Source organism: Bacillus daqingensis (assembly GCF_042654445.1).
Classification (GTDB): Bacteria; Bacillota; Bacilli; order Bacillales; family Salisediminibacteriaceae; genus Alkalicoccus; species Alkalicoccus luteus.
In genome coordinates, this window is record NZ_JBHSGK010000003.1 from 119381 (window position 1) to 145516 (window position 26136).

General features: G+C 49.0%; 32 protein-coding genes and 1 other annotated feature. Of the genes, 25 read left to right on the forward strand and 7 right to left on the reverse strand.

The features are described 5' to 3' along the window. Positions 1 to 3 precede the first annotated feature (3 nt). Positions 4 to 411 (forward strand): GNAT family N-acetyltransferase, encoded by a 408-nt coding sequence (locus ACFO4L_RS01780; protein ID WP_377907931.1) that lies wholly within the window; start codon positions 4 to 6, stop codon positions 409 to 411. A gap of 55 nt (positions 412 to 466) precedes the next feature. Here the strand turns inward: ACFO4L_RS01780 and ACFO4L_RS01785 are convergent, their stop codons facing one another. Both ACFO4L_RS01785 and ACFO4L_RS01790 read right to left on the reverse strand, forming a co-directional pair. Beyond that, positions 467 to 604 (reverse strand): hypothetical protein, encoded by a 138-nt coding sequence (locus ACFO4L_RS01785; RefSeq protein WP_377907932.1) that lies wholly within the window; start codon positions 602 to 604, stop codon positions 467 to 469. A gap of 15 nt (positions 605 to 619) precedes the next feature. Continuing rightward, complete coding sequence (locus ACFO4L_RS01790; protein ID WP_377907933.1) at positions 620 to 1894, reverse strand: helix-turn-helix domain-containing protein; 1275 nt, start codon at positions 1892 to 1894, stop codon at positions 620 to 622. 456 nt (positions 1895 to 2350) lie between these two features. On the opposite strand from ACFO4L_RS01790, the gene ACFO4L_RS01795 reads away from it, so the two are divergent. Beyond that, the gene (locus tag ACFO4L_RS01795) at positions 2351 to 2998 is read left to right on the forward strand and encodes a response regulator transcription factor (protein ID WP_377907934.1); all 648 of its coding nucleotides are present in this window, start codon (positions 2351 to 2353) and stop codon (positions 2996 to 2998) included. A 172-nt stretch (positions 2999 to 3170) separates the two neighbouring features. After that, positions 3171 to 4709 (forward strand): S41 family peptidase, encoded by a 1539-nt coding sequence (locus ACFO4L_RS01800; protein WP_377907935.1) that lies wholly within the window; start codon positions 3171 to 3173, stop codon positions 4707 to 4709. Positions 4710 to 4753: 44 nt separating this feature from the next. On the opposite strand, the gene ACFO4L_RS01805 is transcribed toward ACFO4L_RS01800, so the two are convergent. Beyond that, positions 4754 to 5773 (reverse strand): GGDEF domain-containing protein, encoded by a 1020-nt coding sequence (locus tag ACFO4L_RS01805; RefSeq protein WP_377907936.1) that lies wholly within the window; start codon positions 5771 to 5773, stop codon positions 4754 to 4756. A 165-nt stretch (positions 5774 to 5938) separates the two neighbouring features. Between ACFO4L_RS01805 and ACFO4L_RS01810 the strand changes: the two genes are divergently transcribed. Continuing rightward, positions 5939 to 6286, forward strand: coding sequence for a DUF805 domain-containing protein (locus ACFO4L_RS01810; protein WP_377907937.1), 348 nt, complete (start codon positions 5939 to 5941; stop codon positions 6284 to 6286). Here the strand turns inward: ACFO4L_RS01810 and ACFO4L_RS01815 are convergent. Continuing rightward, positions 6283 to 6642: a hypothetical protein gene (locus ACFO4L_RS01815; protein WP_377907938.1), complete on the reverse strand. Its 360-nt coding sequence runs from the start codon at positions 6640 to 6642 to the stop codon at positions 6283 to 6285. The two genes, ACFO4L_RS01810 and ACFO4L_RS01815, sit on opposite strands and share 4 nt — an antisense overlap. A 111-nt stretch (positions 6643 to 6753) precedes the next feature. On the opposite strand from ACFO4L_RS01815, the gene ACFO4L_RS01820 reads away from it, so the two are divergent. From ACFO4L_RS01820 to ACFO4L_RS01835, 4 genes are all read left to right on the forward strand, one after another. Further along, positions 6754 to 7836 carry an acetamidase/formamidase family protein gene (locus tag ACFO4L_RS01820; RefSeq protein WP_377907939.1) on the forward strand — a complete coding sequence of 361 codons (1083 nt, stop codon included), beginning with the start codon at positions 6754 to 6756 and terminating at the stop codon, positions 7834 to 7836. A 96-nt stretch (positions 7837 to 7932) separates the two neighbouring features. Further along, positions 7933 to 8217, forward strand: coding sequence for a hypothetical protein (locus ACFO4L_RS01825; protein WP_377907940.1), 285 nt, complete (start codon positions 7933 to 7935; stop codon positions 8215 to 8217). 268 nt (positions 8218 to 8485) lie between these two features. Further along, positions 8486 to 9427, forward strand: coding sequence for an ATP-binding cassette domain-containing protein (locus tag ACFO4L_RS01830; protein WP_377907941.1), 942 nt, complete (start codon positions 8486 to 8488; stop codon positions 9425 to 9427). Then, positions 9424 to 10200, forward strand: coding sequence for an ABC transporter permease (locus ACFO4L_RS01835; RefSeq protein ID WP_377907942.1), 777 nt, complete (start codon positions 9424 to 9426; stop codon positions 10198 to 10200). The genes ACFO4L_RS01830 and ACFO4L_RS01835 overlap by 4 nt, the downstream gene beginning before the upstream one ends. Before the next feature lie 9 nt (positions 10201 to 10209). Here ACFO4L_RS01835 and ACFO4L_RS01840 read toward each other — a convergent pair whose 3' ends face one another. After that, a complete protein-coding gene (locus ACFO4L_RS01840) occupies positions 10210 to 10827 on the reverse strand; it encodes a hypothetical protein (protein ID WP_377907943.1) in 618 nt (205 codons plus the stop codon). A gap of 63 nt (positions 10828 to 10890) precedes the next feature. Further along, the gene (locus ACFO4L_RS01845; protein WP_377907944.1) at positions 10891 to 11343 is read right to left on the reverse strand and encodes a GNAT family N-acetyltransferase; all 453 of its coding nucleotides are present in this window, start codon (positions 11341 to 11343) and stop codon (positions 10891 to 10893) included. A 153-nt stretch (positions 11344 to 11496) separates the two neighbouring features. Between ACFO4L_RS01845 and ctaG the strand changes: the two genes are divergently transcribed. The 16 genes from ctaG (at position 11497) to ACFO4L_RS01925 (ending at position 23248) form a co-directional block, all read left to right on the forward strand. Beyond that, positions 11497 to 12414, forward strand: coding sequence for a cytochrome c oxidase assembly factor CtaG (ctaG, locus tag ACFO4L_RS01850; protein WP_377907945.1), 918 nt, complete (start codon positions 11497 to 11499; stop codon positions 12412 to 12414). 13 nt (positions 12415 to 12427) lie between these two features. Beyond that, a complete protein-coding gene (locus ACFO4L_RS01855; protein WP_377907946.1) occupies positions 12428 to 13048 on the forward strand; it encodes an SCO family protein in 621 nt (206 codons plus the stop codon). 263 nt (positions 13049 to 13311) lie between these two features. Continuing rightward, entirely contained in the window at positions 13312 to 14586 is a 1275-nt protein-coding gene (locus ACFO4L_RS01860) for a molybdopterin molybdotransferase MoeA (protein ID WP_377907947.1), read from the forward strand. Next, entirely contained in the window at positions 14583 to 15053 is a 471-nt protein-coding gene (mobB, locus tag ACFO4L_RS01865; protein WP_377907948.1) for a molybdopterin-guanine dinucleotide biosynthesis protein B, read from the forward strand. The genes ACFO4L_RS01860 and mobB overlap by 4 nt, the downstream gene beginning before the upstream one ends. Further along, positions 15029 to 15496, forward strand: coding sequence for a molybdenum cofactor biosynthesis protein MoaE (locus ACFO4L_RS01870; RefSeq protein ID WP_377907949.1), 468 nt, complete (start codon positions 15029 to 15031; stop codon positions 15494 to 15496). The genes mobB and ACFO4L_RS01870 overlap by 25 nt, the downstream gene beginning before the upstream one ends. Next, entirely contained in the window at positions 15493 to 15729 is a 237-nt protein-coding gene (moaD, locus tag ACFO4L_RS01875) for a molybdopterin converting factor subunit 1 (protein ID WP_377907950.1), read from the forward strand. Before ACFO4L_RS01870 ends, moaD begins: the two co-directional genes overlap by 4 nt. 15 nt (positions 15730 to 15744) lie before the next feature. Then, positions 15745 to 16041: a HesB/YadR/YfhF family protein gene (locus tag ACFO4L_RS01880; protein WP_377907951.1), complete on the forward strand. Its 297-nt coding sequence runs from the start codon at positions 15745 to 15747 to the stop codon at positions 16039 to 16041. Further along, complete coding sequence (locus ACFO4L_RS01885) at positions 16038 to 16229, forward strand: hypothetical protein (protein WP_377907952.1); 192 nt, start codon at positions 16038 to 16040, stop codon at positions 16227 to 16229. Before ACFO4L_RS01880 ends, ACFO4L_RS01885 begins: the two co-directional genes overlap by 4 nt. 45 nt (positions 16230 to 16274) lie before the next feature. Further along, on the forward strand, positions 16275 to 17234 hold the full coding sequence (locus ACFO4L_RS01890; RefSeq protein ID WP_377907953.1) for a BMP family ABC transporter substrate-binding protein: 960 nt from the start codon (positions 16275 to 16277) through the stop codon (positions 17232 to 17234). 3 nt (positions 17235 to 17237) lie between these two features. Continuing rightward, positions 17238 to 17792: a DinB family protein gene (locus ACFO4L_RS01895; RefSeq protein WP_377907954.1), complete on the forward strand. Its 555-nt coding sequence runs from the start codon at positions 17238 to 17240 to the stop codon at positions 17790 to 17792. A gap of 69 nt (positions 17793 to 17861) precedes the next feature. Further along, positions 17862 to 18194 (forward strand): hypothetical protein, encoded by a 333-nt coding sequence (locus tag ACFO4L_RS01900; protein ID WP_377907955.1) that lies wholly within the window; start codon positions 17862 to 17864, stop codon positions 18192 to 18194. A gap of 141 nt (positions 18195 to 18335) precedes the next feature. After that, positions 18336 to 19268 (forward strand): beta-ketoacyl-ACP synthase III, encoded by a 933-nt coding sequence (locus ACFO4L_RS01905; RefSeq protein ID WP_377907956.1) that lies wholly within the window; start codon positions 18336 to 18338, stop codon positions 19266 to 19268. Between the two features lie 20 nt (positions 19269 to 19288). Further along, positions 19289 to 20527 carry a beta-ketoacyl-ACP synthase II gene (gene fabF, locus ACFO4L_RS01910; protein WP_377907957.1) on the forward strand — a complete coding sequence of 413 codons (1239 nt, stop codon included), beginning with the start codon at positions 19289 to 19291 and terminating at the stop codon, positions 20525 to 20527. Between the two features lie 204 nt (positions 20528 to 20731). Beyond that, entirely contained in the window at positions 20732 to 21565 is an 834-nt protein-coding gene (gene liaF / locus ACFO4L_RS01915) for a cell wall-active antibiotics response protein LiaF (RefSeq protein WP_377907958.1), read from the forward strand. Continuing rightward, positions 21558 to 22598 carry a sensor histidine kinase gene (locus ACFO4L_RS01920; protein ID WP_377907959.1) on the forward strand — a complete coding sequence of 347 codons (1041 nt, stop codon included), beginning with the start codon at positions 21558 to 21560 and terminating at the stop codon, positions 22596 to 22598. The genes liaF and ACFO4L_RS01920 overlap by 8 nt, the downstream gene beginning before the upstream one ends. Then, on the forward strand, positions 22595 to 23248 hold the full coding sequence (locus tag ACFO4L_RS01925) for a response regulator transcription factor (RefSeq protein ID WP_377907960.1): 654 nt from the start codon (positions 22595 to 22597) through the stop codon (positions 23246 to 23248). Before ACFO4L_RS01920 ends, ACFO4L_RS01925 begins: the two co-directional genes overlap by 4 nt. Before the next feature lie 189 nt (positions 23249 to 23437). On the opposite strand, the gene trpS is transcribed toward ACFO4L_RS01925, so the two are convergent. Beyond that, the gene (gene trpS, locus ACFO4L_RS01930) at positions 23438 to 24433 is read right to left on the reverse strand and encodes a tryptophan--tRNA ligase (RefSeq protein WP_377907961.1); all 996 of its coding nucleotides are present in this window, start codon (positions 24431 to 24433) and stop codon (positions 23438 to 23440) included. Between the two features lie 59 nt (positions 24434 to 24492). Beyond that, positions 24493 to 24745, reverse strand: a binding site (T-box leader). Between the two features lie 182 nt (positions 24746 to 24927). Between trpS and ACFO4L_RS01935 the strand changes: the two genes are divergently transcribed. Further along, positions 24928 to 26112: a dicarboxylate/amino acid:cation symporter gene (locus tag ACFO4L_RS01935; RefSeq protein ID WP_377907962.1), complete on the forward strand. Its 1185-nt coding sequence runs from the start codon at positions 24928 to 24930 to the stop codon at positions 26110 to 26112. The last annotated feature ends 24 nt before the right edge of the window (positions 26113 to 26136 follow it).

Below are 26136 nucleotides of genomic sequence, written 5' to 3' on the forward strand. Positions count from 1 at the left end.
GAAATGGAACAGCAGATGATCAGCTACGAAACGAATGGAAGCATTCACCCGGAAGAAATGGCGGACGTGTTCCGCTCTTCCGGCATTCGCCGTCCGGTAAACGATTTAGAGAGAATAAAGCGGATGCTGGAAGAAGCACAGCTTACGGTAACCGCAAGAGCCGAGGGAGAATTGGTGGGGATTGCGAGGTGCTTAACCGATTTTTCCTATGCCTGCTACTTGTCTGACCTCGCCGTAAAGAAGGAGCATCAAAGCAACGGAATAGGGAAAGAACTGATCGAACACGTCAAACAAGCCATTGGTCCCCAAACCGCATTGATCCTCTTATCCGCTCCCGAAGCCATGGACTATTATCCAAAAGCAGGATTTGAGAAGGTAGAAAACGGATTTATTGTGAAGAGGGAATTTTGATTCAAACTAATTAAAAAAGCCAAGCCCTTTTTAATGGACTTGGCTAAAATATATTTTAGAAATTAGGGTGTTGAACCATCGTAGAAAATTCATCTTGATTTTGATTTAATTCAATAGCAGATGCAGGCATTGCGGTGAAAATTAGAGCGAATGAAACCACCAAACCTAGGATTAGTTTATTCCCTTTTCTCATAACGTGTTCACCTCCTTAAAATAATTCAATATCAGAATACAAGTCTAGAGCTTTTTTATAATATTGGCTGCTCATTTTATATTTAAACATTTTTTCGTGAGCTTCCCCAACTTGCAGATAGCAATCGATTAAAGATTTAGTGTTATTTTTTTCTTTAAAGAATGGAATGGCGGTTTGTTCAATATACTCAATGATTTGTGATGGATCTTCTCCTAGCTTTCTTCTTAGCATTTCCATTTGAATTTTCACGCCAGTTAAGGGAGGTGATAATCTTTCTAAGTCTTGATCGATAACTTCAATTGCTTTTACATTATTCTCGAGTTTTAAGTATTCTTTTGCAATAAATAATATTGTATTGAAGTAACGATCTGTTTTGTCGTAATAGTGCTCAAAGCTTTTATTATAGTATTTTATAGCGATATTAGAATCGCCCTTTACCGAGTATAAATATCCTATATTATGATAAGTAATGAAAGAAATTTCTTCTAATTGCATCTCGGTGGATAGTTCTAAAACTTTCTCATATATAGTTAAAGCTTGTGAAAATTGCTTTAATCGCGTGTAACTAATACCTAAAAGAAGGAAACTATCAATGACACGTTCTTGCTCTAAATTTTCCTGGAAAATACTGAGTGCTTCTTTAGCATAATAAAGGGTGAGAGATGAAGATCCTAATAAACTATATGAAAGAGCAATATGATAAAACAAGAATTCGTCTACCATTTTCATAGATTTAGCGTGTGATAAAGCATGTTCCATTAACTTAATACCTTCTACTAACTTGTAATTCATGGATTCAAATAATCCGGAGAAATAGAGATAATAAAAATACTGAATATCACTCAACGTTTTGCTTAGTTCATCTAGTTTTTCTTTGGTTTTAGCGGCTTCATCCATTTTCCATACATACATTTCATAACGAAATTGAATCAATAAAAAATCGGCATTAACACTTAATAAAGGATGCTCATTGGCATAAGTAGATATAGTATCCCACTGTTTCTCAGCCGTTTTCATTCGTTTGTTATTGATGCTCTTGTAAAGCTTCTGGATCGTGCGGACAGAGTCTGCCTGGACGCGCCGGAAGTAATCATAATCGACATCCAGGCGTTCCAGCAGCAGCTCTACTGTTTCAGGATTAGGGTTAGTCAGCTTATTATTCTCCAGCTTGCTTAAATAAGGAATGGAACAAATACCAGATGCAAGTTCTTCCTGAGTCACCGATGTTTGAATCCGGCGTGAGGCTACCATGCGTCCAATATCCTGGTCCATATTTATGTCTATTCTCATTTTAGTATAATCCTCCCCCATACTCCATTGAGAAAATAGGTCCTTAAGCTTCGATCATACACGCTTTATTTCCTCAAAGTTGAGAAATATACCTGTGAAGACGGCATATGCTCTTCTACTATACTACGTTACTCTAAATGTTCGTTCGAGTCGACTGCTTTTCTGCCGGATTTTTCTGCCTTTTTTATAGATAATACCAGTATTTTTCTGGGATTATCAGGGATTATCACGCTATGACATTCATTTTACTGAACAAAACTCCGTATATGTTCAATTTAATGGATATTGCTGGCGTTTCATTTCCTGTTTCTCAAAAAGGTTGAAAAAGGGTGCTTTAAAAAGACCTATCTGAATGAAATCTTCCCGTGACTTTCTCAATACCGGAAACCCGCAGGATACGGTACATTTAAACATACAGACAGGCGTTTCTATTTCGCCGCAGGAGGAGGATGTATCATGATTGAAACGGTTTCCCCAATAAAGGTGACGTATTTGCAGTCCGTTCACGAAGACAGACAGGTTCATGTATGCCAGCAAGTGGTAACGCCAGTACTTGAACAGCTCGCAAGACCGGTTCACGTTATTTATCTGCTTCATCCATCCGGCTTAACGGAAGAGGAACGTGACGTGCTCAAGGCGGGCTACCCAGGCGAACAAAAAATGATTATCTTGACCTCTCCGGTTAGTCCGGATCAGATTTTAGATATGCAGACGTACGCACCGATTGTGGTTTCGGCAAAATATGCCATGTCGTTTCCGTCAGCTATGCGTGAAGCGGTAAAGAATCATCTTCCTCACGTTGAGCCGGATATTTCCTCGCTGCTTGCGGTGCGGATCAGTAATCTGAAAGAAAAGAAAAAGCGCCTCAGCCGGATTGAGCTGAACGGTGCGGATATCCGCGATAGCTTTAAACCACAGGAGATTGAAGTGCTGCAGGCGATTTTAGATGGAAGTGATACGAAGCAGATCAGCGAAGATTTGTATAAAGCGCATTCCACCGTGAATACCACGCTCAGCAAGATCTACCGAAAAATGAATGTTACCTGCCGAACGGCAGTTATAACAGAGTGCATCAAACGCGGATGGGTTCTTTCCGTCCGCTGAATATGCACAGCACGGCCTGCCCCCCGGCCGTGCTTTTTTGATGTTCAATATAAATTTCTGTACATGCTTCTAATTAGCAATTTTTTACAGATGAACTTACATAGAAAGTGCTGGGCGGATGCTTTCACAGAATGGTAAACTTATGTCAGGGTAAAGAGGAGGTGGGGGCGACGTGATAAAAAGGATTACAGGGGTGCTGGTGCTGCTTTTGGCTGGCTGTGCTGATGAAGCGGAGCCGCTGCCAGAGCCGGAAAATGTCCAGACTAAGCTTCCCTTTCTAAAAGAAGCTGAGAGCCCTCTCCTTGATTCGTTAAAGCCGTCCGGGTCATTCAATGAAACGGATGCAGAGAAGATCGAACGGTTTCATTCTGAAAGGCCGGAACAGCCCGATCCAGATATCAGTACATATGCTCCCGGATTTTCATCTTCTGCTATTGAAGAACTGGATGAAGACGGCCGGGAAGCGCTCATTCCGACGTTCGAGTATCTGGTGCAAATGACGCCGGATGAAATGGAAGCGGATGCTGAAGCGTTTTTGCAGGCGTTCCGTTATGGATATGCGCCATTTGATTTTTACGGAGAGGAAGTGTTTCTCGATTCCCATGATCAGCTGCTTGAATGGATTTCCGAGGCAGATGAGGAAACTCCGCGGCAGGAATTCGCGCAGGAGCTGCGGGAGAGCTATGCGTTTATAACGGATCAGCACGTGATGGTGGACGGTCGAAATCTTCAAGGGAGGCCCTACGTATTTCATTACGCGGACATGCTCGTTTATGAGGAGAACGGTCGGTACCTGACAGAGGATGGAGAGAGACTGCTTCGCATTAATGGGGAAAATCCGAGCAACTATTTGGTTCCCTCCTTAGATTCTGATGGAGAGATTGTTTATATACCTGGCGATTATGGAGAAGAAGAGGCGAGGTGGATGTTTGAATCTACTGAGCGGACGTGGTCTGAAGAATTAAAGACCCCGTCTGATGCAGAAATTGTCAATCGGGACGGATACATCACGGAATGGCGTGAGGCAACCTGGCTAGCTCGAATTGACACGCTGTTCGTAGCAGAAAATGATCCCGTTTCCTTTGACGACAGACTGGACCGGATTATCGATTTAGACGAAGCAGAGGCCGCAGTAATCGATATCCGTTCCAATCGAGGCGGGCATACCCGCTTCGCGGTAGAGTGGGCGCAGGAGCTGCTCGGGGGCTACCTGCACAGTATCGACTCCTTTCACCTTGTCACGAATACACTCTACAGTTTAGTTGGACCGCAGCGACAGTTTTGGGCAGATCAGGGCTATGACTGGGAAGGGTTGTACCGGGCATTCGATCACTATGAGTTTCCAAGAGACCCAACCGTACATATGGACAGCGGGAGCTTTGAAAAACCAGACAGTGATACGCCGGTCTATGTGCTGATCGATGAACGTACCGGTTCCGCAGCGGAATGGATGTTGTCGGTGATGACCGATGCAGATAACGTGACGTTGGTTGGCACCCCTTCACACGGTAATTTTATGAGCGAAGCAGGAATGCAGGCGGAGCTGCCTCATTCGCGTATCCAATTTAATCTGCCGTCTTCCATGAACGTGCACCCGGCTCTGTTCGGAAGGGAAGGTATAGGAATTGAACCGGACATCTGGGTGCTGCCGGGCGATGAACTTGATTTTACGCTCGCGTTGACGGATCGTCTGCACGGAACTACCGAATAAAAAGAGCGCCTGCATCGCATGCGGCGCTCGTCAACCAAATCAAGTCAGCTGGAGGATTTTTCAGATGCATAGTTTTCGAGGCGCTCTTTTCCAAGTGCTTTGCCGTGATACAGCGCACGGTCGCTTGCTCTCAGTGTTTCGTATACACTGGTCAATAAAGGAGATGCTCCGCCTGTAAAGGAAAGCGGCAGGTCAGGTGATTTACTGCGGAACTGAACGAGCAGCTTCTGAAATAAGGGCTCAACTTCTTCTTTTTCTGTATCAGGCAGGTAAATCAAAAATTCTTCACCGCCCCAGCGGGCAGCCTTTGCGCCGGCGGGCAGGCCAGAGCGGAATACGCCTGCTGCCATAATGAGAACTTTATCGCCGACATCATGACCGTACGTATCATTTATCCGCTTAAAGTCATCCATATCAAGCAGTAGCACCATGCCGTTCCGTCCCCGCTCTACCTCGTCCTCGAGCACCGCCGTCATTTTGCGGCGGTTCAGGAGGCCGGTCAGCTCATCGTGGATGGACTGATCGTGCAGCTCATCCAAAATGTCATCGTTCGTTGCTTTAAACAGGTAGAAAACGAACGTCACGATGATCAGGACCCCGAACAGATTAATAGCGCCAAGCACCCGCTGGGAGAGCTCAGGAAGCAGAGCGGTATACTCAGGCGTGATAAAATAAACGAATAAAAACTGAAGCATGATAACACTGATTAACAGCACCATCTGAGATTTTTTTAAGATAAGCAGAGCGAGAATCGGAAAAATAAACAAATAATAGAAAAAACCGACCGACCATCCGAGTAAAAAAGAACCATACAAAACGTGCAGGGACGTCTGAGAAAACATGATCAAAAACGTGGTCAGCGGACGTTTCATCATATTGAAAAAAAACATCGTCGTCAGAAGCGCCAGGCTTAGTGCGTTCAGAACAATCAAGGACGGAACGGTGTAAATAATAAATACGAATATCATAATAAAATGTGTGACCCATGCGCTGAAGATAATTTGGGTGAAATCGTGCTGGATCAGCAGCTGATGATGTTTAGGAGCTTCTTTTACAAAAGGCACAAGACCCCTCCTGACGGATAAGGAATGGAAACCAGCTGAATCATTCTTCGGTTTATATCATACTATAGAATGAATTTAGGTACAATGGGTTCAGGACTTTTATTAATTTATTGCCAGTTGAACCATAAAATTAGGCTTAAAGACTTACGTTACAGGAGGTTAAAAATGTACTGGTATGCACACGTTTTATCCCGTTACGCGGATTTCAGGGGCCGTGCCCGCCGCAAAGAGTACTGGATGTTTACGCTCATTAATATCTTGATCATGCTCGCGCTCGTTATTGTACAGGAAGCAGCTGATATCGCGCCGCTGCTTACCGGACTGTACTCGATTGCGGTCGTGGTACCGGCTTTGGCAGTAGGAGTCAGAAGAATGCATGATACAGGAAGAAGCGGCTGGTTTGTGCTCGTCAGCTTTGTCCCGGTACTAGGCGTTTTCTTATTTGCAATCTTCGCAGCACTTGACTCAGAAGCGGGTCCAAACGATTATGGGTCAAATCCAAAGTCAGCTTAAAAGCCGGAAATGTCGCTGAAAAACGTCGTTTCGTCCGCCTCCAAAAGCTCGATTGCATGAATGTTATCCATGGAAATCCGGTAAACAGAAGATATTTTCCCATCATCGGCTGGTGTTAAATGCAGAAGGAGAAGATCGTCTTCAAGAGTTGTCTCCATTTGCACGGGGACCGGTCGATCTTTTGTGATCACATAGCCGGCTTCCTCCGTGTGGTACAAATAGATTCCAGGCTCCTGAAGCGTTTGTATGTATGCATGCACCGCTTCAGGCTCCGAGCCTGCGGTCACTTCTTCAGCTTCGGCCTGCGGACTGCAGGCGGCCAGCAGGAGCAAACTTATCAGTAAACGGTTCCTCATTTGATAGCATACTCCTCTTTTTCTCTTATCATAGCACGTCTTCCCGGGTTTACCGAATCCTTTTTACAGGAAAAAGAGACATATCGTACCTAAAAAGGAGTGTGACTCATATTGCGTTATTCCCCATTCAAATCATCGTTAGCCTCATCTATAAAAGACGCTTCGATCCATTCGCTCGAAGCAACACCCGACACGGTGCACTGGGGGCACTGGGATCGATCGCTTCGCCCGTCGCTTACTGTTAAATCTGGTGACTTTGTCTATGTAGAGACTGTCACGCATCATGCGGGAGATGCCCCGGACGTGATGATGGATGACGGCATCCGGGCGATCTATGAAGCGATCCCGGAAGCAGAACGGGAGCCGGGTCCCCATTTGCTGACGGGCCCCATTTATGTAAAAGGCGCTGAACCGGGAGACATTCTGGAAGTGCAGATTCTCGATATGGAGCCGCGTAATCCATATGGCTCTAATTTATCTGCACCGTGGGGCTATCTTTTTAATGAAGTGGAAATGCATGAGCAGGAACGGGTAACCATTTACAAAATGGATGACAAAGGCCAATGGCTGACGCCGGCGTTCGGGTATCAGTATCCAGGCTCTTATAACGTCAACGGCCGTATCCTGCAGCCGAATGAAGTGACGCGGGAAGAAACGATGACGCATATGCAGGTCCCGGCCAGAATTCATATGGGCACGATGGGCACTGCTCCTGCGCAGGATGGTAAGTTCAGTACGATTCCACCTGGCCATTTTGGCGGTAACGTGGACAATTGGCGGATTGGAGCTGATACGACGATGTATTACCCGGTCTTTAATGACGGTGCACTGCTTTCTCTCGGGGATGCCCACCTAGCTCAGGGAGACAGTGAGCTGGACGGAACGGGAGTGGAAGCTTCCGTTAATGCTCTGCTCCGCGTTACGGTTCGCAAGGACTTTTCATTTACGCAGCCAATTTTGGAGACGGACGAACACTGGATCATTCACGCGTTCCATGAAAATTTGGAAGAAGCGGCCAGACAGGCATCGCTTGCGGCCATTGATTTTCTTGAAAAATACTATAACAAAAGCAGGCGCGAAGCCTATTCGTTCCTTGCTGTGGCCGGCGATCTCCAAATTACACAAGTCGTTAACGAAAATAAAGGCATGCATATGTCGATTCCGAAAGAGGCGTTTCTTCCGGAAAAAAGTTAGTTTCCATATGCAGGAAGAATAAGCAGAAAGTCACGTGTGCAGGTTACCGGCATATGCTATTCTTATGTAAACGCATACATAAGGAGGCTGACCGCTGTGCTGCCGTATTTAACGCTGATTCTGTTTGTTGCTGCTGCTGTCTGGTTCGTGATTGGTGGAGCCAAGGAAAATCGACGAACCCGTGCGTTTCGAGCCGGAATGTTTATCATTCTCGTGTACGCTGCGCAGGGAGGTATGTATTACGTCGTTCACGGAACGCTTGCTTCCTACCAGGTCGTTGGGACAGCCGCCGGTCTTGTAACTGCATCGCTATCGCTGATGCTGCCAAAAGCCGGAGCTCGTCCAGTATCCACTCATTTTCCACCAGGACGAATGAAGTAAAAAAGGAACCGTTTCCTCTGCTGGAGGAGCGGTTCTTTTTTGTGCTTTTAAAGCAGAAAGGACTTGGCATAAGAATCACTTCAGTACCAGACGGCTTGACGAAGGCAGGAATGGCGAGCTTGCACGTATCGCTATTTAAGGCATTATCCAGTTTGAAGCCCGCAAAAGACTTTAGTAAATCGCCAGCTCATATTTTCAAGGACTTTCCAGCCTCCATTCGGGGTATAGACTGGCAAGTACGAATCAAGAGAGAAAGGCGGAGCTGCAGATGACGAAAGGAACGATTGTAGTCGACCAACTGGTCAAAACGTATAAAGATAAATTTACAGCAGTAGATAATGTATCGTTTACTGTTAACAAGGGAGAATGCTTTGCTTTTCTCGGCCCGAATGGCGCCGGAAAATCGACAACGGTTAAAATCTTAACGACTCTCTCCAGGCTCAGTTCAGGAATCGTTACGATCAGTGGTATTGATGTCGATCGGGAACCGGAAAAGGTGCGCTGGGAAATCGGTGTGGTACTTCAGGATACCGGGCTTGATTCCAACCTGACTGCAAGAGAGCTTCTGGAGCTTCAGGGGAGAATCTTTCACTTAAGCCGAAAAGAAGCAGCTGCCAGAGCCGAAGAGCTGCTCGCTGTCGTCGGACTGACGGAAGAAGCAGACCGCACATCCAAAAAGTTTTCCGGGGGCATGAAAAGAAGACTCGATTTGGCGATGACGCTCGTGCATCGGCCGGGGATCTTATTTTTGGACGAGCCGACAACCGGACTCGATCCGCTTAACAGAAAAAGCATTTGGGAGGAAATACGGCGGCTTAATCAGGAAGAGGGGACGACCGTTTTTTTAACCACTCAATATTTAGAAGAGGCAGATGAACTTGCAGATCAAATTCAAATCATCAGCGGAGGGAAAATTGTCGCGGGAGGGACCCCGGCAGAATTGAAGCAGTCTATTGGAAAAGACGTCATTTCCATGCAGTTTGCCACGTCGGAGGAAGCGGTAAAGGCACGGGATATACTAAATGGGCGTGATGTTTTTGTGAAGGAAAATGACATTCGTGTCACAGAAGAAAAAGCCTCTGCTGCACTGCCCGGAATTCTGCGGCAGCTGCAGAAGCACGGTTTGGAACCGGCAGGCTTGTCTGTCGCAGAGCCTACGCTTGATGATGTCTTTATTCAGGTCACCGGCAGCGTGGAGGGATCGGCATGAAGGCGTTTGTTATCCATACTTATGAGCTGACAAAACGAAGCATTATCGTGCTGCTCCGCAATCCGCTGACGATTTTACCAAACTTGTTTATTTCCGTTTTCTTTCTGTTTGTTTATACAGGAGGCTTGAGCGGGATCGCACAGCTTCCTCAGTTTGAAGGAGCCGACTATCTGTCCTTTATTTTACCGGTATCGATCGTGTCCGCGGCAATAGGCGGAGCGGGCGGTGCCGGACAGGAGCTCGTTCGAGATCTCGAATCCGGCTATTTCGCCAGGCTGCTGCAGACTCCAGTAACCCGCCTGGCGATAGTGCTCGGACCGATTATAGCCGGCATGCTCCAGCTGCTCGTTCAGACGAGTTTGATCCTCGGGCTTGCGTTTCTGCTCGGGCTTCGGGTTGAAGCGGGGGCTGCAGGTGTCCTCGTTCTGCTGCTGTTTGCCGTTGGCTGGGGTCTGGCCTTCGCCGGCTACTCCGTTACTGTTGCACTGAAAGCGAAAAACGCTCAGGCTGCTCAAGCCGGAACGTTGATCTTTTTTCCGCTGTTGTTTTTAAGTACGACATTTGTACCGCTTGAGCTTATTGAAGCCAGCTGGCTGCGGACGGCTGCAGTAATCAACCCGACAACTTATCTGCTTGAAGGTATGCGGTCGGTTCTCATAGACGGCTGGGTGTGGCAGCCGCTTGTCACCGGCTTCCTCGTTGTCGGGGCTGCGTGCGTATTGACGATCAGTCTATCTGTTATCAGCGCGAAACGGGCGTTCAGCAGAGAATAAGCAGCACGGTCAATCGCTTGTACCGCGGTTGACCGTTTCTGTTTCAAATGTCTTTTTATGATAATAAAGGCCATCCTTAATTTTTACGAGCTGCAGATCAGGCTTCTCATTAAAAAATTCCAGGTTTTCCTTAGTAATAATAACGCCATGTTTCGGTGTTGAGCTTTCTGATTTCTCGAAATCATCGATCCGTGCTTCAAACGCCTGGTACTTAAACATAATCAGCAGCAGCGGATTAAAATAATACATATTCGTCTGCAGGGAGAGAATGAACAACAGGGCGAAGATTGTTAAAAAGGTAACAGTATCGGTGATGGAAGCGAATGATACATCGATGATCGGAAGGAAAAACGACACCAGATAAGCGGTGAAAAGAGAGTTTTTCAGCGGCTGGACGCTCGAAACCCGGCTCGTCGCCTCAGGACGGGTCGTATTATCATCGTGCTTGTATAACCCGTGGTACGCATGGGTAATCGAGGAAACGGCAATGACCGTGACGACGCCAAAAAGGATCAGAAGCGTCGTTACCGACAAATTCTGATCCTCATAGAGGCGCAGGGAGGCGATATAAAATATAGGGGAGTACGAGCTTAAGAAGATGGTCAGTTTCAAGAGCTGCTGGTTCATTGGCATCTGCATCCTTTCAGGTGTATCTGCCTCAGCTATTCCCGCTTTCAGGTTTGGTATAACCTAAAGTGTCCGGCCGTACCTTTTACTGACGATATCATAGAAGCCGAGAGAGTTATAAAGGCGCTTCGTCGCTTCATTGTTCATGCCCGTTTCCAGTTCAATCCCTTTGAAATTTTCTGCTTCGGCCCACTGCAGCACCCGCAGCAGCAGCTTTCGAGCGATCCCCTGCTGCCGGTCTGCTTTGCGGACGTATAAATCGTTCAACCATATGTAATAACCGCCTTTGTCGAGACCCACTCCTTTATTTAAAAAGGCACAGCCGACAAACTCATCCTTGCGAACGGCGACGAAAAATTCCGAGGCACACTCCTGCCGGAGCGCGGTGCGAACCGTTTGTTCAAGATCTTCTAATGCAGGAGGATCGCTTAATTGCTCCATCTGCTCCATCATTAACGCGGAAATTCGTGAAATCTCATCATCGGTCCCTGGCTTTTGGACGTGGTAAATCTTCATAGGCTGTCTGCTCCTTTTTAATGAAAGATCTGTTCATGCAATCGTCAATAAACGTGCAGGAAGGTGGTAGGATTTGCATGGAAATCGTGTTATAACTATACTATGCGCAAAACGCGCGCGACTACGAGCTACATCATGAGGAGACTGGATTTTATGGAACAATTCTTTTCAACCTTTACCTTCCGGACAATCTGGACACCGGAGCTGATCGTGGTGCTCGGCCTCATCAGCGCAGTCTACTTCCTTATCATAACAAAATACAGGCACCGCTTTCCAGATGCTGCGCCGGTTTCCAGAAAGCGCATTGCCTACTTCCATCTCGGCTTGTTCGGCATTTACTTAGGATTTGGCGGTCCGCTGTACGTGCTCGGTCACATTATGCTCAGCATGCACATGATTTCCATGGCTATCGTATATTTGATAGCACCGCCGCTTTTGCTGCTCGGCATCCCGGATTGGTTTTTCGAGCGTTTCCGGCAGATGAAGCCGGTGCGAAACATCTTTTTTATTATTGGGTTTCCACTGCTTGGATTGCTGCTCTTCAATGCTGCGTTTTCGATCTACCATATTCCGGCCGTGTTTGACTTTTTACTGACGAACGAAGGAGCGCATAACAGTTATCAGCTCGGAATGCTCGCTCTGGCAGTGCTGATGTGGTGGCACATTATTCCACGTATCACGACTGCGTACAATTTGTCAGAGTTAAAACGAATCGGCTACATGTTTGTATCCGGCGTATTGTTCACTCCGGCGTGCGCGCTCATCATTTTTGCCGGCCAGCCGCTTTATGCTACATACACTGACCCTGCGGTATGGTCTACTGCCATTGCCTACTGTCTGCCTCCAGGCGCAGATATTCCGTTTGAAGTGATGAGCGGTGAACAGTCGCTTACGTTCCTGTCTCCGACCAACGATCAGCAGTTCGGCGGTGCGATGATGAAAATCATCCAGGAGCTCGTTTATGGCGTAGCCATCGGCTATTCGTTCCGGCTCTGGCAGAAGCGGGACAAAGAAGAAACGTCTCAAGAACAGTTCGAAGAGTATGAAATGTACCAGCCAAATGCAAACTAAAGGACGGATCGATGTGATCAAACAATTATCAATGCTCCTCGGTATCACCCTGCTTGCCGGCTGCAGCTTTCTCTATGAAGATGCAAGCGAATCAGCACAGGGGGAAGCGGTGATCGATACAACGGCTGCTGATGAGCCGTGGATGACCGGGGATTTCGAAGCAGTAAATCAGCACGGAGACGAGGTATCTTCTGCGGATCTTGAAGGAGAATGGTGGCTTGCTAAAACGATTTTCACCCGCTGTCCAACCGTCTGTAATGTGATGAGTCCTAACATGGCAGAGCTGCAGCAGGAAATGGAAGAAGCCGGGGTGGATGCGCGGATTGTTTCCTTTACCGTTGATCCGGAGTTTGACACGCCTGAACAGCTTGAGTCATACGGGGAGTCCTATGGTGCCGATTTTGATAACTGGGATTTTGTAACGGGCTACGAACGGGAGGATATTCAAACCTTCGCGCTTGATTCCTTTAAAGCTCAAGTACAGGAAATTCCGGAGCAAAATGATATTATGCACCCAACCCGTTTTTTCTTCGTTAATCCGGAAGGACAGGTTGTGCGGATGTACGCAGGTGAAGACAGCTTCGATGCGGAGGTAACGGTAGAAGATATGCAAACGGTGATGAACGAAAATTAACCGGTTTGCTGCCCTTGATCCAGCAGGTTTAAAGGCTTCAGCCAATTACATGAGGTCGTCTCAACCGAGGCGGCCTCTTTTTGATCTTTTGAGAAAGAAAAGGCTTTTTTATCTGGCTGGGGTGATGAGACCGGCTGCTTTGAGTCGCTTTATCAGGACTCTCCTGTAATAAATGCCGGTTATTTTGGGTCTATCTTCAGATTTAGTGCTGAGCCATACAGCACCGTGCATTTTCTGCTAAACTAGTAACAGGAGGGATACATATGGTGCAACCACGTAAACCAATATCCGTTTCAGAGGCTGTCAGCCGTGTGATGCAGCTGCCGGTTCATACATATACAGAGACCGTCCCGCTTGAGCAGGCAGGCGGTCGTATTTTAGCTGCAGACGTTCACGCTGATGCAGACGTGCCGCCATTTGATCGGTCGCCGCTCGACGGATTTGCCGTCCGGGCAGCCGATACAAAAGAAGCCTCCCGCGAGAATCCGGTTCATCTCCGGGTACTGGAGACGGTCGGCGCCGGACATACGGCAACAGTTAAGCCGGAAGCCGGGGAGTGCATCCGGGTTATGACAGGAACGATGATGCCCGAGGGAACCGACGCGATCATCATGTTCGAGCTCACGAAAGAATTAGAAAACGGAGCACTCATTGAAATCACCCGAGCGTTTCACCCTCAGGATAATGTCGTTATTCAAGGAGAGGAAATGAAGCGTGACAGCGTGGTGCTCGAAAAAGGGGAACGGATCCATGCAGGTGCGGTTGCCGGACTGGCGACCTTTGGCTGTGCGGAAGTCGAAACAGCAAGGCCGGTAAAAGTAGGCGTTTACGCTACCGGCACGGAGCTACTGGAGCCCGGTGAAGCCCTTGAGCCAGGGAAGATCCGCAACAGCAATGCGCCGATGGTCCTTCAGCAGCTGCGCGAAGCAGGTGCAGAGCCGGTTTATTACGGTCAGCTGCCGGATGAGTTTGAGCTTTGCTATGAGAAAGTAGCCGATGCGCTTCAACACGTCGATGCGCTGATTACAACGGGCGGTGTTTCCGTAGGTGACTTTGATTTCCTCCCGGCCATTTATGAAAAGCTCGGAGCCGAAGTGCTGTTTAACAAAATTGCGATGCGGCCAGGCAGTGTCACTACAGTTGCCGCGATTGACGGCAAACCGCTTTTCGGGTTGTCCGGTAATCCGTCTGCGTGCTTCGTCGGATTTGAACTGTACGCAGGTCCATGGATTCGCCAGGCGCATGGCGATACGCATCCTTACCTGCAGCCGGCACCTGCTGTGCTTGGCAGCGACTTCCCGAAACCAAATCCATTTACGAGGTTTGTACGCGGCATTGTCCGATTTAACGAGTCCGGGATGGTGGCAGTACCTGCCGGGCTTGATAAATCACAGGTTGTCACATCACTTGCCCGCTCGAATGCTCTCATTGTTCTGCCGGGAGGAACGCGGGGCTATCAGAAAGGCGATGCTGTTGATGTGCTGATGCTGCGCGGCGATGGCAGTGACACCTTTTCGGAGCCGGTGAAGGAGCGATGAGAGTCGTTCAGGTGATCGGTTTCTCCAATAGTGGAAAAACGACGCTGACGAAGGCGCTTACGGAACACTTTTCCGTGCAGGGGATAGCAGTTGCGGCAGTGAAACACCACGGAACCGGCGGCAGGCTGGTCCCGGATGATACGTCGGACACTGGCCTTTTTCGACAAGCCGGAGCAAAAGCCGACATGCTCGTTTCCCAGGAAGAAACCATCTGGAACATCCGGCAGGCTCTATCCATCGAACAAATTGTGCACGTGCACAAAGTGATTGGAACCGAGCTGCTAATAATAGAAGGGTTTAAACAAGGCCCTTATCCCAAACTGGTGCTGCATGCAGAGGAAGCACTGCCTGCACTCGAGAATGCGGTCCTACACGTCGGTAAACAGGGAAGCCGGACGCTTGAGGAGGCACTTCGTGAAATAGATCAGATAGGAGAGATCTTATGGAGCAAAAGCGCTATCGTGTAACAGAAGAGCCGCTTGACAGTACTGCGATTATCCAGCGCGTGACCGATAAAAATGCCGGAGCGGTTACCGTCTTTATAGGCACGGTGCGGGAGATGACGAAAGGAAAACGGACTCTGTCATTAACCTACGAAGCCTACGTTCCGATGGCAGAGAAAAAGCTCGCGCAAATCGGAGCTGAAATTGAAGAAAAATGGCCGCGTACGATCATTGCGATAGAGCATCGGATTGGAGCGCTAGCCATAAGCGACGCTGCTGTTGTCATTGCCGTTTCCTCGCCGCACCGGGATGCTTCGTTTAAAGGAAGCCGCTATGCGATTGAACGAATCAAGGAAATAGTGCCAATTTGGAAAAAAGAACACTGGGATGATGGGTCATCCTGGATCGGCGATCAGCTGGAAACGACCGCTTACGATGAGGGTGCACCGAAGGAGGGAGAGACATGATTACTATACTGCTGTTTGCCGGTATGAAAGAAGCCGCAGGAACAGATAAATTGACAATGGACAGAGAGCAAGTCTCGGTAGCAGAGGTCCGGCAGTTTGTTAAGGAAACCTATCCAGCTATTCCCGGCACCGAGCGGGCGATGGCGGCCGTGAATGAAGAATTTGTTCCGGATCAGGAACTGATTCGCGATGGGGATACCATAGCATTTATTCCACCGGTTTCAGGTGGATAAAGGAGGAATCAAGAGATGAACATGTACATCTCGAACGAAGCAGCTGCTTACATGAAGGAGGATCTGCAGGCCGAGTCAGGTGAGAGCGTGCGCTTTTTTGTCAGGTATGGGGGCTGCGGAAATATTCAGACAGGCTTCTCTTTAGGGGTTGCGAAAGAAGACCCAGTGGAGCCTGCCACATTCATTGAGTCAGCAGGAGTCCGCTTTTACGTAGAAGAGCAGGACAACTGGTATTTTGACGGACTTCCGTTTTATATCGAATGGAGCCGTTCCCGTCAGGAAATCACATTTCGCCATGGAGAAACCGTATGAAGCGAAAGCTGATCATTGGGGTGGCCGTCTTCTCCATTTCGGCACTTGTGATATATTTAATATTGGATATTTTAACAGAAGTTCCAGTTGAAGTAGCAGTGATGACTGCACTTGCAGGCGGATTTTTGCTGGAATGGAGCTATTTTCAACTGAAAGGCTCCGCCTCTGCCGATGAGCAGAACCGATAGGCAGCCCACGGCTGCCGCTGAATACGTATGGGGGAGATGGCACGTGTGAAACAATTAGTCTTTGTCACGCTGCTTCTCATCACGACCGCCTGTGCATCGGCGGAAGAGCGGGACAGAATGGAAGTCGGCCTGCTCCTGACCCACCCGATTGAGGAGCAGGAGTGGAACCGGCAGGGATATGAAGGTGTTCTGCAGCTTCAAAGCGACTATGATGCTGAGGTTCATGTGATGGAAGGCATTACGAATTTTGAAGAAACCGCGGAGGCGGTCGAACAGCTGGCGGATGAAGGAGTAAATCTGTTATTTGGACATGGCTCCATTTACTCGGACATGTTTTTGCAGCTAAATAACGACTATGAGGATATTCATTTCATCAGCTTTAACGAAAGCGCCTCTGCAGAAAATGTTTCAAGTATGCACTTCGAAGGGTATGCTATGGGATACTTCGCCGGAATGCTGGCCGCTGAACAGTCCGTAAGCGGACATATTGCTGTTATCGGTGCGTTTCCCTATCAGCCGGAGGTTCAGGCCTTCGCGGAAGGTGCCCGCTGGCATGATCCGGATATTCAAGTGTCTGCACGTATGACAGAGAGCTGGATCGATGATCATGCTGCGGTGCACTATTTAGATGAGCTGGCTGATGAGCATGCAGATGTGTTTTATACAGCGGGTGACGGCTTTTCCGAAGCAGCAATTGAACGCGCCGCTGACCGAGGGGTGCATGTCATTGGCTATGTCACCGACCAGTCATCTGTAAGTCAGGAGACGGTGTTAACAAGTACGCTGCAGCACGTGGAAGAGCTTTACCTGACAGCAGCAGACCGGTTTTTAAACGGCACTTTGGAGCCGGGACGGCATTCGTTTGATTTCGCCGATGGAGCTATTTCCTTCGCCCCGTTTGGACCGGCAGTAGAAGAGGAAACGAAAGAGTGGATCAACGAAATGGTTCAAAGTTATGCAGAGGATGGAAAGCTCCCGCATGAGAGCGAACAAGAGGAGGAATAGTCTATGAAGGAATACACGCTTGCCCCTGTTTCAGCCAGAGAATCGATGCATCTGCTTGGAGGCGTCATCCAAACGCGTGAAAAACTGTTAGAGTTAATCGCAGAGCTGAATGAAGAAGATATGCACCATCATGTATCTGACTTTCCAAGTATCGCAGGCTATGCCCTTCACCTTGCACAAATCGAGTGGTGGTGGAATCAGGCCGTGCTGCGTGGAACAGGCGTAACAGACGAAGACCGCGAACGGTTCCTTTTTAAAGAAGAACAGACTATTCACTGCCCGGATCATATTGAGAAGAGCTTTCTGCTTGCAAGACTTGGTGAAGCTCGTATTCAAACGCGTGAGTATTATTATGCGCTGTCTGACCAGGAGTTCAGGCGTGCAGACAAGCAGCCTGCCGGAGGAAAAACAGATGAGGCGTACTCACCTGAGTGGGTGCTCTGGCACCTGCTGCACCATGAAAGCTACCACATTGGTCAAATGTATATGCTGCGCCGCTGGATTAACGGCCAACGGGAAAAGTGGGATCATTTTAACACGCCGTACCTGTCTTTATAATCAAGGCTGAAGGCCTTGAGGAAAGAGCAGCACCGGCTTTACATGAATTGCGTGAAAGGATGAGCTACGTTGGCAGAGAACAGACAAGCGATGGAAAAACTGGCCCGCCGTGTCACCGATGGCTATGAGGCGGTCCATGAGAAGAATTATGCAAGAGCGAGACAGCTGCTGGAGCCGCTCGTCCCGATGCTGCACAATGAATCGAAACCGAACGTGAAGCTGCTTGCCTACACGGCCATTGCTCAAATTGGGGATCGCCAGGTTGAAGCCTTTTTGGAAACCTACGAACAGCTCAAGGCACAGACTCCCGGCGATGAACGTGAACAAGCTCTCGTCACACGGGTGGATGACATGTTTACCGTGCTAATGGAGTCAGTCGCTGAGGAAGAAAACAACAATTAACTAACGAATCTTTTTTTTGAATCAGCCCTGTGACGGCTGATTCTTTTTTTGGACGTCCGCCTGGTTTGAAATCAGCTTGCATTTTTCTTAGTACTAGGTCATAATTATAGATATAACAACCAGCATAGAGGAGGAAGCGGCATGCGCGTAGGAATATGGGGTATGGGTACGTACGTCCCCGAGCATGTGATTACAAATAAAGAGCTTGAACAGCGGATCGACACATCAGATGAATGGATCCGCACACGAACCGGTATTAAGGAACGCCGCATCGCGTCAGATGATGTAGATACCTCCCATATGAGCATGTATGCAGCTCAAGAAGCGTTAGATAACGCAGGAATTACAGGTGCTGATCTGGATATGATTATCGTTGCGACCGTCACGCCGGATCGCTCGTTCCCTTCCGTATCGAGCATGCTGCAGCATCAGCTCGGAGCAAATCGAGCGGCAGCAATGGACGTCAGTGCTGCATGCGCCGGTTACATTTACGGGCTCGTGACGGGCAAGCAGTTTATCGAAACCGGCACCTACAAGCACGTTCTGGTGATCGGAACAGAAAAACTGTCTAAAGTTGTGGACTGGACAGACCGCAACACGGCCGTGCTTTTCGGTGATGGCTCTGGAGCCACTGTGCTTGGACCTGTGTCAGAAGATAAAGGCATTTTATCATTTGAACTCGGTTCTGACGGATCAGGAGGCGAGCACATCAGCATGCAGGATCATCTGTTCATGAACGGCAGAGAAGTGTTTAAATTCGCTGTCCGGCAAATGGGAGAGTCCTGCATTCAAGCGGTCGAATCGGCCGGGCTTACGAAGGAGGATGTTGATTTTCTCGTGCCTCATCAGGCGAATATCCGCATCATGGAATCGGCTCGTCAGCGACTCGATCTACCGGAGGAGAAAATGTCTAAAACGGTGGACCGGTATGGCAATACCTCTTCCGCATCCGTTCCACTTTCGTTAAAATATGAACTGGACCAGGGCAATATAAAAGATGGAGACCTCGTCGTACTAGTCGGTTTTGGGGCCGGCCTTGTATGGGGTTCCGTCGCAATCAGATGGGGAAAATAAGGTAAAGGAGCGACACAGCTATGTCGAAACAACGAGTAGTTATTACAGGAATTGGTGCTTTGACACCGCTTGGAAACAGCGCTGCAGAATCGTGGGACGGCATTCGTAACGGCCGTTCAGGTATTGATACATTTAACCGTTATGAAGAAGCAAACTTTCCAGCTAAAGTGGCAGGAGAAGTAAAGGACTTCGATCCAGGTTCGTTTATGGATCCAAAAGGCGCCCGCAAAATGGATCGGTTTACGCAGTTTGCTGTAGCGGGAGCACGCATGGCCGTCGAAGATGCAGGCCTTGCTATTCACGAAGGCAACGCCGGCCGGATCGGCGTATGGATTGGTTCAGGCATCGGCGGGATGGAAACGTATGAGAAACAGTTCCGTCTCTATGAAAAGCGCGGATACCGGCGGGTTTCCCCGTTCTTTGTACCAATGCTTATCCCGGATATGGCATCCGGACAAGTGTCCATTGAACTTGGAGCAAAAGGTATTAATTCCTGCTCGGTCACTGCATGTGCGTCCGGCGCCAATTCGATTGGAGACGCTTACCGGGTGATTGAGCGTGGCGATGCTGATGCTATGATCACCGGCGGAGCAGAAGCACCGCTTACGGAAATGTCCTTCGCAGGATTTTCGTCGGCACGTGCGCTCTCGACGAACCCGGACCCAGGCTCGGCCAGCCGTCCATTTGACAAGGACCGGGATGGATTTGTCATGGCGGAAGGGACAGGTATTCTCATTTTGGAATCACTGGAATCCGCGCAGGCACGCGGTGCTCATATTTATGCAGAAATTATTGGGTATGGTGCAACGGGGGATGCGTATCACGTAACAGCTCCAGCTCCGCAGGGGGAAGGGGCCGGCCGCGCGATGCAGCAGGCGCTCGACCAGGCCGGCGTAAAACCGGAGCAGATTGATTATATCAATGCGCACGGAACGAGCACAGAGTATAACGATAAATATGAAACCGAAGCGGTCAAAGGTGTATTTGGCGACCATGCCTATAAACTTGCGATGAGCTCCACCAAATCGATGACAGGCCATCTGCTCGGGGCAGCCGGAGCTGTAGAAGCGATCTTTTCGGTGAAAGCGATCGAAGAAAGCATTCTGCCGCCTACGATCAACTGTGAAAATCAGGATGAAGCGTGCGACCTTGACATCGTTTCAGGCGCTGCCAGAAGCGGCGAGCTGGAGTACGTTATGAGTAACTCGCTCGGCTTCGGGGGACACAACGTTTCACTATTGTTCAAAAAATACAGCTGATGTTAACAAGGGAAGTCTCTGATATAGAGGCTTCTTTTTTTCTGCTTTGGAGCGCTTTCTAGATTAAAAGCTGCAAGGAAACGGGAGCGAACAAGGTTTCTCGGTCTGAAGACGGAGAAAGAAACCGCCGTCAGGTGATAGGCATGACGCCTGCTGTCGCTTATAATGTAAGTATTAGGAAATCATTGATAGGGGATGAAGACGATGAGAAAAACGGTCGGACTGCTCCTGCTTGCGGCAGGTGCCGTATTTTTAGCGGTTAACAGCGGATGGATCACGCTTGGTGTGGATCGAATTTTCTTTTTCGGCGCAGCGGTGGTCCTTGCGCTGCTCGGGCTGAAATGGACGGGAGAGGGCTTTTTCGCGATGATCCGCTCTTTTAAAAGGGACAGGCGTCATATCGGACTGCTTCTTTTTGGTCTGTGGACCATTTCTGCAGCAGCTGCAGTCGGATACAACCAGTATGCACCAGGCAGCTACAGCATTCAGGATGTGTGGAATTGGACGTGGCCGCTGTTCTTATTTTATGCCGGATTTAAATTGTTTTTTGACCGGGACACGACGCCAGTTGTAAAGTGGGAGCCCGGACAAGAACCAGGAGAAAAGCCTAAGAAGAAAAAGAAGAAAAAAGCAGAAGGGCCCTTCGGTTCGTTCGATGGATTTTCAGGTGGCGCTGAGAAAACCGCGCTTGGTGATATGTCGATCGGTCGTCAGCCGTGGGAGCCCGCGGACAGACGGCTGCAAATGGGAGTAGGCAGTGTGGAAATAGATTTCTCCAAAGCCATTTTGCATGAAGGCGATAACGTGATGCACATCAGCTGCGGTGTTGGAAGTGTGGAAATTCAAGTGCCAGAAGGGATGGCCATTTCCGTGCGCGGAGCCGTAAAGTTGGGGGAGATAACGATTTTCCATGATTCTCAAGCAGGGTCCGGTCGGACAGTCTCATTCGTAAGCGAAGGCTTTCAAGAGGCAGAGAGGCGGCTTATGCTCCACGTTGCAGTCGGACTTGGTGATCTGGAGGTGATTCAGGTTGGCTGAAGTCGAACAGAAACGAAAGCCATCCGGACTGCTTTGGTCCGCTCTCCAGGTACAGCTTAAGGCGGCTGCGGCCGGCACACTGCTATTTACGAGCATGATGCTGCTGATTGGCATTGAGATGGACCTGCTGCCGATCGTCCTCGCTGCAGGAATGGCCTTTATTCTGCCGGCAGCATTTTTTCACTATCAGCAGGTTCGAACGGAGAAAAGAAGAATGCTTCAGTATTTAGCAGCGGTAAAGCAGCGACGACGAGGAGCGAAAAATACCTTTCCTGAAACAGAGGGCGATGAACTTGGCAGACTGATGCAGGAGGTAACAGATATGATTGAGGATGATGAGCAGCAGGTAGCCTCGTTAAAAAGGGTGCTGGATGAAAATGCATCGCTTCTCGAAGAGCGGGAACGGGGAGCCGGCCAGGAAGAAAGGCGCCGGCTCGCGAGAGAGCTTCATGATTCGGTCAGTCAGCAGCTGTTCGCTGTTTCGATGTCAATGAGTGCAATGCCGAAGCTTATCGAACAGGCGCCGAAAAAAGCCGCTTACGTGGCCAGACAGGTCACAGCGATGGTTCAGGAATCCCAGCAGGAGCTAAGAGCGCTGATCATGCAGCTCCGACCGGTCACACTGGACGGAAAGCCGTTAAAAGAGGCGGTTGATCAGCTGTTTCAGGAGCTTGATGCCAAACATGAACGAATTACCTTTCAGGCCGATACGTCTGGGATTCCAGAGTGCTCAAAAGGAGTGGAAGAACACATTTTCCGCGTGCTCCAGGAAGGGATATCCAACGCGTTAAGACACGGGAAACCAGAACACGTGAAGCTTAGTGCAGCTGCTGGTTCAGCGAAAACGATGATTGTATTAACCGACGATGGCAGCGGGTTCGACCCGGAAGCTGTAAAATCAACCAGCTACGGGCTGATGACGATGAAGGAACGTATGGTGGAGTTGGGAGGCCATATGACAATTATATCAAGGCCGGGTAAAGGAACGCGTTTGGAATTCCGCCTGCCGGTTGAGAGGAGTGCAGTGATGTGACGATTCGATTATTGCTTGTAGATGACCATGATATGGTGAGGCTCGGTCTTTCCACATACTTATCGATGGAAGAGGGTCTTGAGGTTGCAGGGGAAGCGAGAAACGGAAAAGAAGCACTTGCACAGGTAAAGGCACTTGAGCCTGACGTCGTTCTCATGGATCTGCAAATGGAAACGATGAACGGGATTGAGGCTACTGCTGAACTGCAAAAGCTTCATCGCCCGCCTAAAGTAATCGTTTTGACGAGCTTTTTAGACGATGAGATGCTTTACCCGGTGCTCGAAGCAGGAGCGTTCAGCTATTTATTGAAAACGTCAACGGCAGAGGAAATAGCAGCAGCAGTCCGCAGTGCAGGAAAGGGGGAAGCCGTTTTTACGTCATCCGTGACATCACGGATGGTGGAAGGGATGCGGCGCCGTTCAAAGGCGAAGCACAATGAGCTGACGAAGAGGGAGATGGAAGTGCTGCTTGAGCTCGGACGCGGCAAAACGAATCAGGAGATGTCTCAATCGCTTTTTATAGGCATCAAAACAGTAAAAACCCACGTCAGTCATATTTTACAGAAGCTGGAGCTGGAAGACCGCACACAGGCCGCAATCTACGTGCATGAGCAGCGCCTGCTCGACCACGCAGAGAAAGCCGGAAACTAGCAGTATAGGAAACAGGCCAGCTGAATTACTCAGCTGGCCTGTTTCAACTTCCTGATGAAAAGGCTGAAGAGCAGGATTTTTCGAGCCTGCCTTCCTTGCTATTTCAGGTAAAACACAGCTTGTTACGGCATGGCTCTGCTCGGAACCCTGTGAGGTCTCGTTCTGTTAAGAAGCATCGTGAGGGATTATTCAGGATCTGCGGCCTCGGCCCAGTCCCATAGCGCGCTCTGCTTTTGCAAGCATCTTCTTTGCAGCACGATCAGCCTGATCGGCTCCTTGATCTAAAATGGCATCCAGTTCCTCGGAAGCCATCAGCTCCTCATACCGTTTTTGAATCGGTTCCAGCACGGATACAACAGCCTCCGCTACATCTTCCTTGAATGGCCCGTACTCTGAATCACGGTAGCGTTCCGTCAATGATTCGACCGATTCTCCTGAGCATAGCGAGTAAATTGTCAGCAGGTTGGTCACCCCAGGTTTGTTTTCCGCATCGGCGTAAACTCCTCCCTCAGAATCGGTAACCGCGCTGCGCATTTTCTTGCGGATGGTTTCCGGATCATCCAGCATTGAAATATAGCTTTTCGGCTTAGGGTTCGACTTGCTCATTTTTTTTGTCGGATCGTTCAGGCTCATAATGCGGGCGCCAACCTTCGGGATGCGCACTTCCGGAATCGTAAAAATATCATTATAGCGCGTGTTGAAACGGTGAGCCAGATCACGGGTCAGTTCCAAGTGCTGCTTTTGATCTTCACCGACAGGGACGATGTCCGTGCCGTAAAGTAATATATCTGCGGCCATCAGCGGTGGATACGTCAAAAGTGCAGAAGAAACGGCCTCTTTCCCATCAGATTTATCTTTGAACTGCGTCATTCGTTCCAGCTCGCCGATATAGGCAATGCATTGCATCATCCAGCCCAGTTGAGCATGCGCCGGCACCTCTGACTGAATAAAGAGCGTCGACTTGTCTTGAGAAATTCCAGAAGCTAAGTAGAGGGCAGCCAGGCTGCGAATATTCCTTTTAAGTTCATTTTTCTTTTGAGGTACGGTAATGGCATGCTGGTCCACGATGCAGAAATAGCAGTGGTAGTCATCCTGCATATCCACAAAATTTTTCATCGCGCCTAAATAATTCCCCAGTGTTAAGGTGCCACTTGGCTGAATACCTGAAAAAATCGTTTTTGTCATCGAATCTTCCTTCCCTGTTTCGTTTAGTAAGACACCAAAAAGGCCCACTCATCCCTAAAAACAGGGACGAATGGACCGCGATACCACCCTTATGATCAGCTACTTCACAGGAGCTGTCTCTCAAGCCTTCTTCGCATCAAGCGGAAAAGGTTCTCCTTGATATCGGGGGAGAAGCCCGGGAGCGCCTACTGGGGTAGCGTTCAGCGTCCGGCTCGAAAGTCCATTCACATCAGCTTCGTCTCCTGCTTTCACCATACGCAGGCTCTCTGGGCACGAAGGGCCGATGCTACTTCTCTTTCTCATCGCCTTTTGGTTATCTGTTATTCAGTATATAAAAGCATACGACGCGTTGCAAGGCTTTATATGCCGATTATAAACCGAACATTCCGACTATTAAGCAAACCGTTGCAATCGTGATCGGTTATTGGCACTATAGAACCTGTGAGAGATACATTTGTTTATGACACAGAGACAGTACGGGGGAGGAAAACAGTATGAAGCTGATTTTGAAACTGCTTATCGGTATCGCAGCGGGGGTAGTGGTCGGTCTGTCCGGAATCGACTGGCTCATCCGGTCACTTGTGACGTTCACTGGTATGTTTGGAGAGTGGATTAACTTTGTTATCCCGCTGATCATTCTCTTCTTTATCGGATCCGGGATTGCAAGCATTGGAAAAGGTTCTTCTAAGCTCGTTGGCGCAACCGTAGGAACGGCTTATCTATCTACGATTACGGCAGGGATCATGGCATTTTTTGTCGCTGTAGCCATCATGCCGTTTGTAACGAGCGAGCGGCAGCCGCCGGAGGAGGGGGCTGCGCCTGAAGCATTTTTCAGCTTTGAGCTTACACCGTTCATGGATATCCTGACAGCGCTGGTGCTCGCCTTTATTTTTGGTATTGCGATAGCGGCGCTTAAACTGGATGGTTTGAAGACGGTTTTTGACGAAGGAAAATCGGTTATTGAGAAAGTGATTTACATCGCAATTATTCCGGTTCTTCCGTTTTACATTGCCGGGATATTTGCAGATATGGCAGCAGAGGGCACGGTGCTTGAAACACTGCAAGTGTTTGGAATCGTGCTTGCGGTTGCGATTGCGACACACTGGATTTGGATTACCCTTCAGTATACCGCCGCCGGGGTGGCAACAGGCCAGAATCCCTTTACTCTTATCAAAACCATGCTGCCGGCATACGTGACAGCGCTTGGTACAATGAGCTCCGCGGCGACCATTCCGGTGACACTCCGGCAGACGAAGCAGAATCGCGTTAGTGAAGCGGTGGCAAACTTCAGCATTCCGCTCAGCGCCACGATTCATCTTTCCGGCAGTGTGATCACGATCGTCAGCTGTGCGGTCGCAGTCATGGCTGTCCTGGATGGTTATACGGTTCCAGGCTTTCTGACCATGCTGCCAGTCATCCTCGCACTTGGTGTTATTATGGTGGCAGCCCCGGGTGTCCCTGGAGGTGCGATCTTTGCAGCGCTCGGTGTATTGACTACCATGCTCGGCTTCTCAGAAGCAGCGATGGGAATGATGATCGCCCTGTATTTTGCGCAGGACAGCTTTGGAACTGGAGCAAACGTTACAGGTGACGGGGCTATTGCTGTATTAATGGATAAAGTAGCAGAAAGGCAGTCTCCCGAAGCTCCTCAAATGGAGGCTCAGCGAAAAGCAGAATAGCGTCATAAACTTTAAAAAGCCGCC

Excerpts from the sequence above, each read along its gene's own strand:
- ACFO4L_RS01815 (WP_377907938.1), bottom strand. The coding sequence starts at position 6,642 with ATGAGGAACCGTTTACTGATAAGTTTGCTCCTGCTGGCCGCCTGCAGT.
- ACFO4L_RS01840 (WP_377907943.1), bottom strand. The coding sequence starts at position 10,827 with ATGAACCAGCAGCTCTTGAAACTGACCATCTTCTTAAGCTCGTACTCC.
- moaD (WP_377907950.1), top strand. The coding sequence starts at position 15,493 with ATGATTACTATACTGCTGTTTGCCGGTATGAAAGAAGCCGCAGGAACA.
- liaF (WP_377907958.1), top strand. The coding sequence starts at position 20,732 with ATGAGAAAAACGGTCGGACTGCTCCTGCTTGCGGCAGGTGCCGTATTT.
- ACFO4L_RS01810 (WP_377907937.1), top strand. The coding sequence starts at position 5,939 with ATGTACTGGTATGCACACGTTTTATCCCGTTACGCGGATTTCAGGGGC.
- ACFO4L_RS01845 (WP_377907944.1), bottom strand. The coding sequence starts at position 11,343 with ATGAAGATTTACCACGTCCAAAAGCCAGGGACCGATGATGAGATTTCA.
- ACFO4L_RS01860 (WP_377907947.1), top strand. The coding sequence starts at position 13,312 with ATGGTGCAACCACGTAAACCAATATCCGTTTCAGAGGCTGTCAGCCGT.
- fabF (WP_377907957.1), top strand. The coding sequence starts at position 19,289 with ATGTCGAAACAACGAGTAGTTATTACAGGAATTGGTGCTTTGACACCG.
- ACFO4L_RS01835 (WP_377907942.1), top strand. The coding sequence starts at position 9,424 with ATGAAGGCGTTTGTTATCCATACTTATGAGCTGACAAAACGAAGCATT.
- ctaG (WP_377907945.1), top strand. The coding sequence starts at position 11,497 with ATGGAACAATTCTTTTCAACCTTTACCTTCCGGACAATCTGGACACCG.
- trpS (WP_377907961.1), bottom strand. The coding sequence starts at position 24,433 with ATGACAAAAACGATTTTTTCAGGTATTCAGCCAAGTGGCACCTTAACA.
- ACFO4L_RS01905 (WP_377907956.1), top strand. The coding sequence starts at position 18,336 with ATGCGCGTAGGAATATGGGGTATGGGTACGTACGTCCCCGAGCATGTG.
- ACFO4L_RS01895 (WP_377907954.1), top strand. The coding sequence starts at position 17,238 with ATGAAGGAATACACGCTTGCCCCTGTTTCAGCCAGAGAATCGATGCAT.
- ACFO4L_RS01870 (WP_377907949.1), top strand. The coding sequence starts at position 15,029 with ATGGAGCAAAAGCGCTATCGTGTAACAGAAGAGCCGCTTGACAGTACT.
- ACFO4L_RS01785 (WP_377907932.1), bottom strand. The coding sequence starts at position 604 with ATGAGAAAAGGGAATAAACTAATCCTAGGTTTGGTGGTTTCATTCGCT.
- ACFO4L_RS01885 (WP_377907952.1), top strand. The coding sequence starts at position 16,038 with ATGAAGCGAAAGCTGATCATTGGGGTGGCCGTCTTCTCCATTTCGGCA.
- ACFO4L_RS01795 (WP_377907934.1), top strand. The coding sequence starts at position 2,351 with ATGATTGAAACGGTTTCCCCAATAAAGGTGACGTATTTGCAGTCCGTT.
- ACFO4L_RS01790 (WP_377907933.1), bottom strand. The coding sequence starts at position 1,894 with ATGAGAATAGACATAAATATGGACCAGGATATTGGACGCATGGTAGCC.
- mobB (WP_377907948.1), top strand. The coding sequence starts at position 14,583 with ATGAGAGTCGTTCAGGTGATCGGTTTCTCCAATAGTGGAAAAACGACG.
- ACFO4L_RS01935 (WP_377907962.1), top strand. The coding sequence starts at position 24,928 with ATGAAGCTGATTTTGAAACTGCTTATCGGTATCGCAGCGGGGGTAGTG.
- ACFO4L_RS01780 (WP_377907931.1), top strand. The coding sequence starts at position 4 with ATGGAACAGCAGATGATCAGCTACGAAACGAATGGAAGCATTCACCCG.
- ACFO4L_RS01830 (WP_377907941.1), top strand. The coding sequence starts at position 8,486 with ATGACGAAAGGAACGATTGTAGTCGACCAACTGGTCAAAACGTATAAA.
- ACFO4L_RS01880 (WP_377907951.1), top strand. The coding sequence starts at position 15,745 with ATGAACATGTACATCTCGAACGAAGCAGCTGCTTACATGAAGGAGGAT.